Here is a 12,792-nt window from a genome sequence, read left to right on the forward strand (position 1 = left end):
GGCCCGGTGCACCCGCACGCGGGAGAGGGTTTTGACAGCCCTTCAATCCGTCACAACTTTGCTCTAACGCGCTGGGATGACTGATACCCGAGTACCGTCGCGCGTTTTTCCGCGTGCGAAACAGGAAGCCGACCGCGCCAAGGGCGGCCTCTCCACCCCGCAGACCCAGGATCCGGCCTATCGGCTCGCTTTCCAGGACATGGACTTCCTGCTGCGCGAGGATCTGCGTCCGGTCCGCTTCCAGCTTGAGCTCCTCAAGCCGGAACTGGTGATCGATGAAGCGGGAATCGCCTCGACCTTCGTGATGTACGGATCGGCGCGCATCCCCGCACCGGACAAGGCACAGGCGGTGCTCGACGCGGCGACTGATGACGCGTCGCGCAAGATCGCCGAACGGCTGGTCGCCAAGTCGAAATATTATGAGGTTGCACGCGAGCTCGGCCGGCTGGCGTCGAGTTTCCCGGTCGATACCGACGGGCAACGTCACTTCGTCGTCTGCTCGGGCGGCGGTCCGTCGATCATGGAAGCGGCCAATCGCGGCGCGTGCGATGTCGGCGCCGAATCGATCGGGCTCAACATCGTGCTTCCGCACGAACAGGCGCCCAATCCCTATGTCACCCCACGGCTGAGCCTGCAGTTCCACTATTTCGCGCTCAGGAAGATGCACTTCCTGCTCCACGCGCGTGCGCTCGCGGCGTTTCCTGGCGGGTTCGGCACGTTCGACGAATTGTTCGAGCTGTTGACCTTGATCCAGACCGGCAAGATCCAGCCGATTCCGGTCCTGCTCTACGGCAAGGAATTCTGGCAGCGCGTGGTCAATTTCGAAGCGCTGGTCGAGGAAGGCGTGGTCAGCCCCAAGGACCTCGACATCTTCACCTATTGCGAGACGGCGGAAGAGGGCTGGGAATGCGTCCAGCGCTTCTACCAGGACCGCTCGCTCGATGCCGGTCTCGCTGAAGCGGAGCAGCATGCCGCGGAAGAGATCGCCGCGCAGGCCGACACGTCGCGCTGAGCGGCTCTCCTGGTCCGGGATAAAATACACCTCCCCGGCGAAGGCCGGGGCCCAGTCCCACGGATTTCAGAAATGGCGCGATCATCGTGCCATGGCAAAGACTTCGCAACTGGGCTCCGGCCTTCGCCGGGGAGGGATGTATCGGTATTCGGGGGAGTTACTTCTTGGCAGCAGGTGCGGCGGCATTGCCCGCGGCGGGAGTCGCCGCATTGCCTTCAGCCGGCGCGGCGCTGTTACCTTCGGCCGCCTTGGCATCCTTGCCCGCCGGGGCAGCGGCCGGTGCTGCCGGCAGCGGCAGGTTCGAGCCCTGCTGGTTCAGATACAGGATCACGTCGGCGCGATCCTTGGGGTTCGACAGGCCGGCGAAGGTCATCTTGGTACCCGGCGCGAACTTACGCGGGCTGGTCAGCCAAGCGTTGAGCGAATCGAAATCCCACTTGCCGCCTTTGGCCTTCAGCGCATCGGAGAAGGCGAAGCCGCCCTTGCCCTCGGCTATCCCTTCGCCAACCGTGGCATAGAGGTTCGGGCCGATGCCGTTGGCGCCGCCCTGGTTGACCGTATGGCACGCGCCGCACTTCTTGAACACCTCGGCGCCCTTGGCGGCGTCGGCGGTCGGGAGCAGAGACGCGATCGGCACTTCCGCCGCGGCGCCGCTGTCGCCGCCCTCATCGACCGCCTCGACCGGATAGCCTTCTTTCTTGGGCTCGCCGCTGTGAAACACCATGCCGCCAACGATCGTGGCGCCAAGCGCGACAAAGCACCCTGCGAGGGTCCATCCAGCGATCGTGTTGGTCTTGTCGGACATGATTTTTCGCGTACGCCCCTGAATTGAGTAGCAGCCCTTTAGTAAGCGTATTGGCGGGGGGCAAGGTGGCTGTTGTTTGGCGACCTGTGGTCGCGAGCGGCACCAGCCCACTCCCCCACCCGACCGCCCATAGCATATCCTGATTGGGCGGTCGGGTGGGGGCGCATCGGGCCGGCCATGCCCCCGGCATGGCCTGAACAGCGCGGGGCGCTGTTCACCCGGTGCGGGCTGGTGTCGTACGCGCGCGTGAGCGCGTCAAACAAGAGCCCCGGGTTGCTACAGATGATGCCCGCCTCTAATCGCCGCCGCCATGGAGAATTTCGCCGCCCCCGCCCAGCCCATCGTCGCCGCGATGACCGAAGCCGCTGCCCGCGAGCCCGAGCGCGCGGTGGCGTTTCAGGGCGCGCCGGGCGCCAACAGCCATGTCGCGGTCGAGGAAGCCTTCCCCGATGGACTGCCGCTGCCGTGCTTCAGCTTCGATGACGCGATCGATGCGGTGAAGGAAGGACGCGCGGATTGCGCGGTCATCCCGATCGAGAATTCGCTCCACGGCCGTGTCGCCGACATTCATTTCCTGTTGCCCGAATCGGGACTGGTGATCACCGGCGAGCATTTCTTGCCGATCCGCTACGCCTTGATGGGAGTCGGCCCGCTCGACGGCGTGAAGGAAGCGATGAGCCATCCCCAGGCGCTGGGCCAATGCCGCCATTGGCTGAAGGCGCATGGCATCACCCCGATCGCCTATCCCGACACCGCCGGCGCCGCCGCTCTGGTCGCCGAGATCAACGATCCCAAGGTCGCCGCGCTCGCGCCACCGCCCGCGGCCAAGATCTACGGGTTGGAGACGCTGGCGAGCGACATCGCCGATGCCGAACACAATACCACGCGCTTCGTGACCCTGGCGCGGGGCAGTCGTCCGCTGACGGGCGAGGGGCCGTTCATGACCACGATCATCTTCGAGGTGAAGAATGTTCCCGCCGCGTTGTACAAGGCGATGGGCGGATTCGCGACCAATGGCGTCAACATGACCAAGCTCGAAAGCTACCAGCGCGGCGGCAGCTTCGCGGCGACCGATTTCTACGCCGACGTCGAGGGCCGGCCGGGGGACGAGAATCTCGATCGCGCGCTGGAGGAACTCGGCTTCCACTCGAAATGGATGCGCGTGCTGGGCAGCTATCCCCAAGCGCGCAAGCGCGGATGACGCAAAACGTCGCGGAAGCGGGGATGACGCCGCGCGTCCTGATCATCGCCGGGTCCGATTCGGGCGGCGGCGCGGGGATTCAGGCCGATATCAAGACGGTGACGATGCTCGGCGGACACGCGATGACCGCGATCACCGCGATCACCGCGCAGAATACGCTCGGCGTCCAGGCGGTGCTGGCGGTGCCGACCGACATGGTCATCGCGCAGATCAATTCGGTGGTGACCGATATTGGCGTCGACGCGGTGAAGATCGGGATGATCGGATCGGCGGCAACCGCGCATGCGGTGGCGGATGTGCTCGAGTCGCTTGATGTGCCGATCGTGTTCGACCCCGTGATGGTCGCGACCAGCGGATCGGTCTTGGCCGACGACGAGACGATCGCCGCGTTCGAGCGGTTGATGCGCGTTGCCGAGGTGACGACGCCCAATCTGCTCGAGCTGAAAGCGCTATCCGGCATGCCGGTCGACGACAGCGAGGCGGTCCATGCGGCGGCGCAGGCGCTTGCTGTCCGGCGCCGCTGCGCAGTCCTGGCGAAGGGCGGGCACGGGCGCGGTCGAGAGATCGTCGATCGCCTAGTCTATGTCGATCCGATGGATGGACGCCCGACCGAGTGGCGCAGCGAGCGTATCGACAGCAACTGCACACATGGCACCGGTTGCACGCTCGCATCGGCGATCGCGACATACCTTGCCGCTGGCCATCCGCTCGAATTCGCGATCGACCACGCTCGCCAATTCGTCCGGCTCGCGATCAAGGGCGCGCCGCACTTGGGCAATGGCCATGGCCCGATGGGGCATCAGACGGTTCGTCTCGATGTTTCGATCGAAGCGGGTGCGCGGCTCAACCAGATCACTATTGCGGCGACGGACTATGAGGGAACATGCTCCTTCTATTCGCGGCTGGGCTTGAAGCAGATCGTCGGGACCGATGACGCCCATTATGCCCGGTTTGAAGCGCCAGGCGGCGCGACCTTGTCGATCGAGACCGGCGCACGCCCCACCGTATTCCTCGAAGTCGACTATCTCGACGAGACCATCGAATGGCTGCAAAAAGAGGGTGCAGTGTTCGAGCAACTCCCCACCGATCAACCCTGGCTGTGGCGTGAGGCCCGGCTGACTGATCCGTCGGGCAATCCGGTGTGCCTCTACCAGGCCGGCGAAAACCGGCGTTACCCGCCGTGGCGGCTCCGCTGATGCCTGGCCTCAAACACGAAAAGCTCTGCCTCGCACCGGTCGCCGGTGTCGACGAGGCCGGCCGCGGGCCGCTTGCGGGGCCGGTCGTGGCGGCGGCGGTGATCCTGCCCGCCAAGGGCATCCCGCGCGGGCTCGACGATTCGAAGAAGCTGAGTGCCGCCGAGCGCGCCCGGCTGCATGGCCGGCTGATGGACTGCGCGACCATCGGCATCGGTATCTGCGAGGCCGAGGAGATCGACAGCCTCAATATCTTCTGGGCGACGATGAAGGCGATGACGCTGGCGGTCGAAGCGCTGGGGTGTCCGCCAGGACATGTGCTGGTCGACGGCAACCGTCTGCCGCGCTGGACGTGGCAGGCGACCGCGATCGTCGGTGGCGACGGGATCAGCATGTCGATCGCGGCGGCCTCGATCATCGCCAAGCACACGCGCGACACGATCATGATCACCCATGCCGAAGCCTATCCGCACTATGGCTGGCACTCGAACAAGGGCTATGCCGCGCCCGATCATCTGCGCGCGCTGCGCGAACACGGGCCGTGTCCGCTGCATCGCCGGAGCTTCGCGCCGGTCGCGCAAGCGGTTCTGCCGTTTTAAGAGTCTTTTTTGCCACACCCCATGGCTTGGGGCTGTGGATAAGTTGGGACTCAATATCCGGTAAGGGTCGTAAAATGTTCCGCCGGCTTAACCATTTGCTAACCCGACTCGTTAACTAAACTTCGCTTGACCGGAGTCGTCGCGCCCGTTTTTCGTGCGCGAGTGATTGTGGGGGAGCGTTTGCCGATGGGGGTTATCGAGAAGGTCAGTGCGCGAGCTGTTGCTCTTGGGCAGCCGTCGGCGCTGGTGCCGGGCGAGTTGCCGCTCGACCGTATCGTCATGGGCGATTGCATCGAGACGATGCGCGCGCTGCCGGCCAAATCGGTCGACCTGATCTTCGCCGATCCGCCCTATAATCTCCAGCTCGGCGGCGATCTGTCGCGCCCCGACGGCAGCCATGTCGACGCGGTGACCGACGATTGGGACAAGTTCGACAGCCTAGCGATCTACGACCGTTTCACCCGCGAGTGGCTGGGCGAGGCTAAGCGCATCCTCAAGGACAATGGCTCGATCTGGGTGATCGGCAGCTATCACAATATCTTCAAGGTCGGATCGGCGATCCAGGATCTTGGCTATTGGATCCTCAACGACATCATCTGGCGCAAGGCCAACCCGATGCCCAACTTCAAGGGCACGCGCTTCACCAACGCGCACGAGACATTGATCTGGGCGTCGACCGGCGAGGGCGCCAAATACACGTTCAACTATCGCAGCATGAAGACGCTCAACGACGAGCTGCAGATGCGCTCGGACTGGGAATTCCCGATCTGCGGCGGGCCCGAGCGGCTCAAGAAGAACGGCGTCAAGGTTCATCCGACTCAGAAGCCCGAAGCGTTGCTCTACCGCATCCTGCTCGCTTGCTCGAAGCCCGGCGACGTCGTGCTCGATCCGTTCTTCGGCACCGGTACCACCGGCGCGGTCGCCAAGCGCCTCGGCCGGCATTGGATCGGGATCGAGCGCGAACCCATCTATATCGAGGCCGCCGAGGAACGAATCGCCGCCGCACTGCCGCTCGACGAATCGGCGCTGACTACGATGCAGAGCCCCAAGGCCGCGCCGCGCGTCGCGTTCGGCGCGCTGATCGAGAATGGCATGCTGACGCCAGGCACCGTGCTGACCGACACCAAGCGCCGCTGGAAGGCGACGATCGGCGCCGACGGCTCGCTCAAGAGCGACTGCGGCCAGGCGGGGTCGATCCATAAGCTCGGCGCGACCCTGCAGAACGCGCCGGCGTGCAACGGCTGGACCTTCTGGCATTACGAAGCGGTGGATGGGCTGAAGCCGATCGACGCGCTGCGCCAGAATTACTTGCTCGCGACGCAGCCTTAAGACCTGATTCCGGAAATGCGTCGCCCCGGGCTTGTTCCGGGGCCCACCGTGCAGCAAACTCGAAACGCGCGGTTCCGGCCGCGCGGTGGATGCCGGGACGAGCCCGGCATGACGAAGGTGAATGAATGGCCAAACTCCACCTCCGCCCAGTCCAATTCGTCGATACGCCGATCGGTCGCGATGGCGAAGTTGCCCGGCTGGCCGGCGGGATGCAGTGGTTCGCAGCTTATGAAGCGATCGAGGGCGGTGCCAAACGCACCGTCTCCATTGCCGAGTTCGATCGCACGCTCGGTGCCAATGACCAACGCGCCGCGGAACTTCATGCGATGATCATCCGCCCGCGTCCGCCGCTGATGCTCGGCGAGCGGACCCTCCGCTTCGACCAGCCTTCGGTCGCGGGGATCCTCAACGCCACCCCCGACAGCTTTTCCGATGGCGGCGAACAAAACGATCCCGTCGCCGCGGGGGTCGCGATGGCTGCGGCCGGAGCGGCGCTGATCGATGTCGGCGGTGAATCGACCCGGCCTGGTGCCGAGCTTGTCTGGGAAGAGGATGAGAAGAAGCGCGTCGAGCCGGTCGTGCGCGGGCTGGTGCGCGCCGGGACCCTGGTGTCGATCGACACGCGCAAGGCGATGGTGATGGAGGCCGCGCTCGCCGCCGGTGCCGGCATCGTCAACGACGTCGCGGCGCTGTTATGGGACGATCGCGCGCTGGACGTGGTGGCAAAGGCGGCCTGCCCCGTCATCCTCATGCACTCGCCCGATCCCGCTAAGGGGCCGCATGGCGGTGGCGGTTATGGCGATGTCCTGACCGAGGTGTACGATTGGCTCGAGGCGAGGATCGCGGCTGTCGTCGCGGGCGGGGTTGATCGCGCCAAGATCATCGTCGACCCCGGCATCGGTTTCGGCAAGTCGCTCCAAGACAATCTCTCGCTGCTCAACGGATTGGCGATGTTCCACGGGCTCGGTTGTCCGATCATGCTTGGCGCCAGTCGCAAGCGGATGATCGGCGCGCTGTCGAACGAAGCGCCGGCCGATCAGCGCCTCGGTGGCTCGATTACGCTGGCGCTCAAGGGTGCCGAAGCCGGCGTCCAATTGCTCCGCGTCCATGACGTGCCCGAGACGGTGCAGGCGCTGAAAGTCTGGCGGGGGATGCGCGATCAGGCGCTGGTCGGCGGCTGACCGGATATCGCCGTTGCGGCGTGCGTTGCAGACGGCAAGCTAGCGGTCGCGAAAGGAACGGATGCCATGGACATCAAGCGGAGCGGGTCGCAGCCATCGGGCAAGGGCTCGGCGGACTGGTTCACCGGCACGGTCAGGATCGACCCGCTGATCACCGCGCCCGATCCCGCGCGTGTCGCGGGCGCCAGCGTGACGTTCGAGCCCGGCGCGCGCACCGCCTGGCACACCCATCCCCTCGGCCAGACACTGATCGTCACTTCCGGCCTTGGCTGGGTCCAGCGCGACGGCAGCCCGGTGGAGGAAATCCGTCCCGGTGACGTGATCTGGTTCGAGCCCGGCGAGAAGCATTGGCACGGCGCGACGCCGACCAATGCGATGACGCATATCGCGATCCAGGAGCGGCTCGACGGCAAGGCGGTCGACTGGCTGGAGAAGGTCAGCGACGAGCAATATCGCCGCGATTGAGCGCCGCTGCACGTCTTTGCAGTGCGTTGTGGGCGGCGGCGCTTGACTTCGCCCTGCGCAACGCCACGTTTCGACCCAAGATAATGGGGGCCGGTCGCATGCGTCACCAGTTTGTCCGTCGCTTCGTCGCGCTGGCAGCGGCGCTTTCCGTCAGTCTGTCGCTTGCGGGTTCGGCGACCGGACAGGCGACCAGTCCCTATGTCGCGCCCCAGCATACCACCGGTTGGCCGGGCATGGGCACCGGCGACGATCAGGGAGCGGCGGAAGCGTCGCTCGAGCTTGGTCCCGAACTCGAGCGCGACCGGTCGCCGGTCTGGATGCTGGCCGACCAGCGCCGGCTCGACAAGGCGCTTGCCGCGCTCCAGCCGCAGAAGAGGGGCGTGGTCGACGCCTATGTGCTGGTGGTGGGGCTCGACAGCGATCCGATTTTCGGCCGTGAGGCGCGCGAGGCGGGCAGGGTGCTGTCGCGCCGCTACACTGCGGTCGGACACACGATCGTGCTTGCCGGCACCGACGGGTCGGGCCCGAGCGACTTGCCCAATGGTACGCCCCGCGCGTTCGCGCTGACGCTCGCGCGGATCGCCGAGCTGATGGACCGCAACGAGGATGTGCTGGTGCTCTATACCGCTGGCCATGGCTTGCCGGTCGGGCTGGCCTATCATGACGGCGACGAAGGGTTCGGCATCATCTCGCCCGCGCGGATGGCTCGGATGTTCGACGAGCTCGGGATCAGGAACCGGCTGCTGATCCTGTCGGTCTGTTATTCGGGCGTGTTCGTGCCGATGCTAGCGAGTGAGACGACGGCGTTGCTTACTGCGGCCTCAGCTGACCGCACGTCGTTCGGCTGCGCAGCGGATCGCGACTGGACCTTCTTTGGCGACGCGATGATCAACCACGCGTTGCGCCAGCCGGTGCCGCTCGCCAAGGCCGGCGACGACGCGCGCACGCTGATCGCGCAATGGGAAAAACAGGGCCACGTCACCCCGTCGCAGCCGCAGACCTCGATCGGCAGCGGCGTAAGCAAGTGGCTCGCCCCGCTCGAAGCCCGCATGCCGAAGACCGCGACGCCGATGGTCGGCCGCCCGGCGGTCTCGATTCTCAACGATCTGGAACAGTGATGTCCGGCTCGCGCATTTCCGCCTGCACCTCGGCGACCAGTTCCTTGCGGCTGAGCTTGCCGACCAATGTCTTGGGCAAAGCGAGCCGAACGACCACCTGATCGACGCGCTCGTGATGGCCGAGCTGCGGGTTGAGCCACGCCTTAATCTCGTCCGCGGTCGCTGCGGCGCCGTCGTTGAGCGTCACATAAGCGCGCGGTTGTTCGCCGCGATAAGTGTCGGGGACGCCGATCACCAGCGCCTCCTTCACCGCGGGATGGCGATAGAGGACAGCCTCGATCTGGCTCGGAAAGACCTTGAACCCGCTGACCGCGATCATGTCCTTCAACCGGTCGACGACATGGATGAAGCCGTCAGCGTCGATCGTGCCGACATCGCCGGTGCGCAGCCAGGCGCCGCCCGTATCGGGGACGAACACCTCGGCATCGGCGTCGGGTCGGTTCCAATAGCCCTTCATGATCTGCGGTCCGCGCACCAGGATTTCGCCAGGCTCGCCGTCGGGGGCGGGGCGTGACGAATCCTCCTTGTTGGCCAGGCGGACTTCGGTCGCCGGGATCGGCTGGCCGATCGTGCCCAATTTGCCATCAGCCTCATAAGGATTGCACGAGACGACTCCCGAACTTTCCGACAGACCATAGCCCTCGATCACGCGTGCGCCGGTCGCCGCCTCGAACTTGGCCTTGACCTCGGCGGCGAGCGGGGCGCCGCCTGAGATGCAATATTTGAGGCTGGAAAGGTCGGCCGTTGGCAACTTGGGATGGTCGAGCAGCGCCTGGTACATGGTCGGCACTCCCGGCAACGCAGTCGCCTTGGTCCGCTCGATCGCCGCCAGCACTTGTGCGCCGTCGAAGCGCGGCAGCAGCACGATCATGCCGCCATTGGCCACCGTGCGGTTCATCACGCAGGTGTTGGCGAAAACGTGGAACAGCGGCAGCACGCCGATGATGCGGTCCTCCTCCCCGGGATGCGGATCCAGCCCCTCGACCTGGCGCGCATTGGCCGACAGATTCTGGTGCGTCAGCATCGCGCCTTTGGGCGTGCCGGTGGTGCCGCCGGTATATTGGATCAGCGCGAGGTGGCTGGCCGGATCGATCGCCGGGAAATCATGTCGCCCGTCATTGGCGATCAGCGCGGAAAAGGCGGTGATGCGCGGATCGTCGGGGCGCTTCGTCACTTCCTTACCGCGGAACAGACGATAGAAAAGCGACTTTGCCGCGGGCAGGGCGCCCGCCACCGACCCAACCACCAGCCGTTCGAGCCCGCTCTGGTCGAGCACCTTAAGTGCCGTCGGCAGCAACGCGCTCGCCGACAGCGTGAAGAGCAATTTGGTCCCTGAATCCTCAACTTGATGCGCCAGCTCGTCAGCCGTGTAGAGCGGCGAGAAATTGACGACCGTCGCGCCCAGCTTGAGCACGCCGTAATAAGCGGCGAGGTAATGCGGGACGTTGGGCAGGAACAGACCGATCCGGTCGCCCGGCCCATAGCCCACCCGCGCCAGTCCGGTGGCGACGCGCGCTGCGCCGTCGATCACTTCGGCATAGGAGTAGCGGCGACCGAGGAAATCGAGCAACGGCCGCTCGGGATAGGTTCGCGCGGTGGTCTCGAACATGTCGATCAGCGACAACGGTGGGAAGTCGGTCGCCCATGGCGTAGGGTGACGATAGGCGCTGCCGCGCCATAGGCTCTCCGCATCTTGTGTCATCGACTGGGATGTAAGCGCGCCGCCGGTGCTGCGGCAAGCGTACTTAGCGGCTAACCGCGTTGCCGCTGGTCCAGGTCAGCAGGAACTTGACCGCGACCACGCCCAGATCGACCGCCGCCTGGATACGATGCGGGGTCGGATCGCCGTCGCGATGCGTCAGGATCTCGATGTCGGCGGTCGGATGGCGCACGACCGCGACCAGCACGAGCAGTGCTCCCAACGCGACCATCGCATTACGCTTACGCATACCCGCGCCTCCAGCCGATCCCTATAAAGCGCCGGAGGGCGAGCGACAAGCCAAAGCGGCGGCAACCCGTCGCGATTTCGTAGCCGAAACGAGCGTCAGCGTCTGTTTCAACAAAGCTGAAACGATACAGCGAAGCTGAAAACAACTTCAGGCAGCGCGGACGGCGATCGGCGGCGCGAACCGGGCCCGATCGCGGCCGCCTTGCTTGGCATCGAACAGCGCGCGGTCGGCGCGGCGATACATTGCCTTCCAATCCGCCTCGGTGACGAGCGGGCCGGTGCAGGCGCCGATACTGGCAGTGACGGTGAGGTCGAACGGCATCCGTGCCGACCGCATTTTGGCGAGCACGGCATCGGGTGCGATCGCGCGGTCGGCGGGGCACAGAATGGCGAATTCCTCGCCCCCCATCCGTGCGATCAATGCGCTCGGTGCGGCCTGGCGCAGCACGCGGGCGAAAACGCGCAGCACCTCATCGCCGCCGTCATGACCCAAAGTCTCGTTGATCCGCTTGAAATAATCGATGTCGGTCAGCATCAGCGACTGGTTGGTCGCGCGGCCGATCGCCTGGCGCAGAAAGGCGCGGCGGTTGAGCAGGCCGGTCAACGGATCGGTGTCGGCCAACCGCGCCGCGATGATTTCGCGCTCGATCGCCTCGTCGCGTTCGAGCGAGAGCAAGCGGATGCGATAGGCGATCGCCAATGTCGAGATGATCGCTTCGAACGCCATCGACAAGATGGTCGAATTGTCGAGCCAGAAGCTCCAGGGGATCAGCGCCAGATTGCCGAGCAGGCGCAGCGCCGCGAACAGGATCGGCGCTGCCCAGGCGACCGCGAACAGCCAGAGATAGGGGCTGCGCTCGGCGCGGGCGCGGCGGATGATCGGAAAGACCACGACGATGATCGCTGCGAAGGTCAGCGAAAAGGCGGTGTCGAAGATCCGGATGTGCCAGGGAGCGAATAAGGCGACGAATGCGGTCGCGATCACCGATGCGGCGATGATCGCGTTGACCGCCTTACCCACCCAGCCGGCGGTCACCGCGGGTACGAAGAAATAGCGCGCGAAGATCAACGCGGTCGCCGCCGCCGTAGACAGCAGGACGTAATTGAGCCGCAAGCGATCGTTGTTGAGCATATTTGGGTTGAGCCACGCGAGCGCCCCCGACGAACTCAGCGCGTAGAGCGTCAACGCCGCGACCATCGCGCAATAAGCGAGCTGGAAGGGATGGCGCAGCGCCCCCCACATGGCGAGATTGTAGACCAGCAATGCCAGGCACAGGCCGCCGAACCCTGCATAGATCGCGGTCATCGCCAAGTTCGCCGCGTTCGATTCCTGGGGCGTAGCGACGGTCGGCGCGACCAAGATGCCGCGCAGGTTGGCTGATCCCTGGACATGCCACATCAACCTGACCGGCGGGCCGATGGCGGCCGGGAGCGGCCATTCGATCATCGCGCCCAATTGCAGGTGATGGCTAACCTGGCGGCCGTCGAATCGCCAACCGCGGATCTTCCCGTTCGGGTAGAGCGCGTAGAGTGTTACGGCATCCTGCCACAGGCTCCCGATACGCACCCGGGACCGGCTCCCGACGCCGGGAACGCCGCTTAACGGTTGCGAGATAATCCAATAATCTCCGGGTCCAAACCAGGCTTGACGATGGACGCAGTCGAAGCGTGCGGCGGCGGCGAACATACCGGCGGGACGGTCGCCATCGCGCGCCGGCGCGACGCAGGTAGTGAGCGGCGCGCCGGTGACCGCGCTCCGCGCCTCGGCGGGAGAAGCCCATAATGTGGCAGCGGCCGTCAGCAACGCTGTCATCAACAGGAAGGGCAGGCCGGCTAAACGCATGCCACGGACCTACCCGAGGACCACAAATTAATAGTAAACCACAGACAATTAGCGACATGCGCTTTGGTCAATATGTCAGGCGGTGTGGAGGGCGGCGA

Annotated in this window: 12 protein-coding genes; 8 read left to right on the top strand and 4 right to left on the bottom strand. The window is 65.4% G+C overall.

Features of this window, described 5'->3' with window-relative positions; translation table 11 throughout:
• The first annotated feature begins 76 nt into the window (after positions 1–76).
• Positions 77–1,012 carry an LOG family protein gene (locus SAS01S_RS15615; RefSeq protein WP_066810470.1) on the top strand — a complete coding sequence of 312 codons (936 nt, stop codon included), beginning with the start codon at positions 77–79 and terminating at the stop codon, positions 1,010–1,012.
• Positions 1,013–1,169: 157 nt separating this feature from the next.
• Here the strand turns inward: SAS01S_RS15615 and SAS01S_RS15620 are convergent, their stop codons facing one another.
• Complete coding sequence (locus SAS01S_RS15620; RefSeq protein ID WP_066810472.1) at positions 1,170–1,817, bottom strand: c-type cytochrome; 648 nt, start codon at positions 1,815–1,817, stop codon at positions 1,170–1,172.
• 310 nt (positions 1,818–2,127) lie between these two features.
• Here SAS01S_RS15620 and SAS01S_RS15625 point away from each other — a divergent pair, with 310 nt between their 5' ends.
• The 7 genes from SAS01S_RS15625 (at position 2,128) to SAS01S_RS15655 (ending at position 8,903) form a co-directional block, all read left to right on the top strand.
• Entirely contained in the window at positions 2,128–3,018 is an 891-nt protein-coding gene (locus SAS01S_RS15625; RefSeq protein WP_066810474.1) for a prephenate dehydratase, read from the top strand.
• 23 nt (positions 3,019–3,041) lie between these two features.
• On the top strand, positions 3,042–4,214 hold the full coding sequence (gene thiD / locus SAS01S_RS15630) for a bifunctional hydroxymethylpyrimidine kinase/phosphomethylpyrimidine kinase (RefSeq protein WP_066810505.1): 1,173 nt from the start codon (positions 3,042–3,044) through the stop codon (positions 4,212–4,214).
• Complete coding sequence (rnhB, locus tag SAS01S_RS15635; RefSeq protein WP_066810507.1) at positions 4,214–4,810, top strand: ribonuclease HII; 597 nt, start codon at positions 4,214–4,216, stop codon at positions 4,808–4,810. The genes thiD and rnhB overlap by 1 nt, the downstream gene beginning before the upstream one ends.
• Positions 4,811–4,996: 186 nt before the next feature.
• Positions 4,997–6,139: a site-specific DNA-methyltransferase gene (locus SAS01S_RS15640; RefSeq protein WP_066810476.1), complete on the top strand. Its 1,143-nt coding sequence runs from the start codon at positions 4,997–4,999 to the stop codon at positions 6,137–6,139.
• A 125-nt stretch (positions 6,140–6,264) separates the two neighbouring features.
• Positions 6,265–7,320: a dihydropteroate synthase gene (folP, locus tag SAS01S_RS15645; protein ID WP_066810478.1), complete on the top strand. Its 1,056-nt coding sequence runs from the start codon at positions 6,265–6,267 to the stop codon at positions 7,318–7,320.
• Between the two features lie 66 nt (positions 7,321–7,386).
• Positions 7,387–7,785, top strand: coding sequence for a (R)-mandelonitrile lyase (locus SAS01S_RS15650; RefSeq protein ID WP_066810480.1), 399 nt, complete (start codon positions 7,387–7,389; stop codon positions 7,783–7,785).
• A gap of 98 nt (positions 7,786–7,883) precedes the next feature.
• A complete protein-coding gene (locus tag SAS01S_RS15655; RefSeq protein ID WP_084239085.1) occupies positions 7,884–8,903 on the top strand; it encodes a C13 family peptidase in 1,020 nt (339 codons plus the stop codon).
• Here the strand turns inward: SAS01S_RS15655 and SAS01S_RS15660 are convergent.
• The 3 genes from SAS01S_RS15660 to SAS01S_RS15670 all read right to left on the bottom strand — a co-directional run bounded on the left by SAS01S_RS15660 (position 8,884) and on the right by SAS01S_RS15670 (position 12,694).
• A complete protein-coding gene (locus tag SAS01S_RS15660; RefSeq protein WP_066810483.1) occupies positions 8,884–10,605 on the bottom strand; it encodes a long-chain-fatty-acid--CoA ligase in 1,722 nt (573 codons plus the stop codon). The genes SAS01S_RS15655 and SAS01S_RS15660 overlap by 20 nt on opposite strands.
• 43 nt (positions 10,606–10,648) lie before the next feature.
• Positions 10,649–10,852 (bottom strand): hypothetical protein, encoded by a 204-nt coding sequence (locus tag SAS01S_RS15665; protein ID WP_066810485.1) that lies wholly within the window; start codon positions 10,850–10,852, stop codon positions 10,649–10,651.
• Between the two features lie 147 nt (positions 10,853–10,999).
• Positions 11,000–12,694, bottom strand: coding sequence for a sensor domain-containing diguanylate cyclase (locus tag SAS01S_RS15670; protein ID WP_084239084.1), 1,695 nt, complete (start codon positions 12,692–12,694; stop codon positions 11,000–11,002).
• Positions 12,695–12,792 lie beyond the last annotated feature (98 nt).

The organism is Sphingomonas asaccharolytica NBRC 15499 (assembly GCF_001598355.1).
In the GTDB taxonomy this organism is placed as follows: Bacteria; Pseudomonadota; Alphaproteobacteria; order Sphingomonadales; family Sphingomonadaceae; genus Sphingomonas; species Sphingomonas asaccharolytica.

What these genes read in the sequence shown, in the direction of transcription:
- SAS01S_RS15615 (WP_066810470.1), top strand. Translation starts at nt 77, where the DNA reads ATGACTGATACCCGAGTACCGTCGCGCGTTTTTCCGCGTGCGAAACAG.
- SAS01S_RS15620 (WP_066810472.1), bottom strand. Translation starts at nt 1,817, where the DNA reads ATGTCCGACAAGACCAACACGATCGCTGGATGGACCCTCGCAGGGTGC.
- SAS01S_RS15625 (WP_066810474.1), top strand. Translation starts at nt 2,128, where the DNA reads ATGGAGAATTTCGCCGCCCCCGCCCAGCCCATCGTCGCCGCGATGACC.
- thiD (WP_066810505.1), top strand. Translation starts at nt 3,042, where the DNA reads ATGACGCCGCGCGTCCTGATCATCGCCGGGTCCGATTCGGGCGGCGGC.
- rnhB (WP_066810507.1), top strand. Translation starts at nt 4,214, where the DNA reads ATGCCTGGCCTCAAACACGAAAAGCTCTGCCTCGCACCGGTCGCCGGT.
- SAS01S_RS15640 (WP_066810476.1), top strand. Translation starts at nt 4,997, where the DNA reads ATGGGGGTTATCGAGAAGGTCAGTGCGCGAGCTGTTGCTCTTGGGCAG.
- folP (WP_066810478.1), top strand. Translation starts at nt 6,265, where the DNA reads ATGGCCAAACTCCACCTCCGCCCAGTCCAATTCGTCGATACGCCGATC.
- SAS01S_RS15650 (WP_066810480.1), top strand. Translation starts at nt 7,387, where the DNA reads ATGGACATCAAGCGGAGCGGGTCGCAGCCATCGGGCAAGGGCTCGGCG.
- SAS01S_RS15655 (WP_084239085.1), top strand. Translation starts at nt 7,884, where the DNA reads ATGCGTCACCAGTTTGTCCGTCGCTTCGTCGCGCTGGCAGCGGCGCTT.
- SAS01S_RS15660 (WP_066810483.1), bottom strand. Translation starts at nt 10,605, where the DNA reads ATGACACAAGATGCGGAGAGCCTATGGCGCGGCAGCGCCTATCGTCAC.
- SAS01S_RS15665 (WP_066810485.1), bottom strand. Translation starts at nt 10,852, where the DNA reads ATGCGTAAGCGTAATGCGATGGTCGCGTTGGGAGCACTGCTCGTGCTG.
- SAS01S_RS15670 (WP_084239084.1), bottom strand. Translation starts at nt 12,694, where the DNA reads ATGCGTTTAGCCGGCCTGCCCTTCCTGTTGATGACAGCGTTGCTGACG.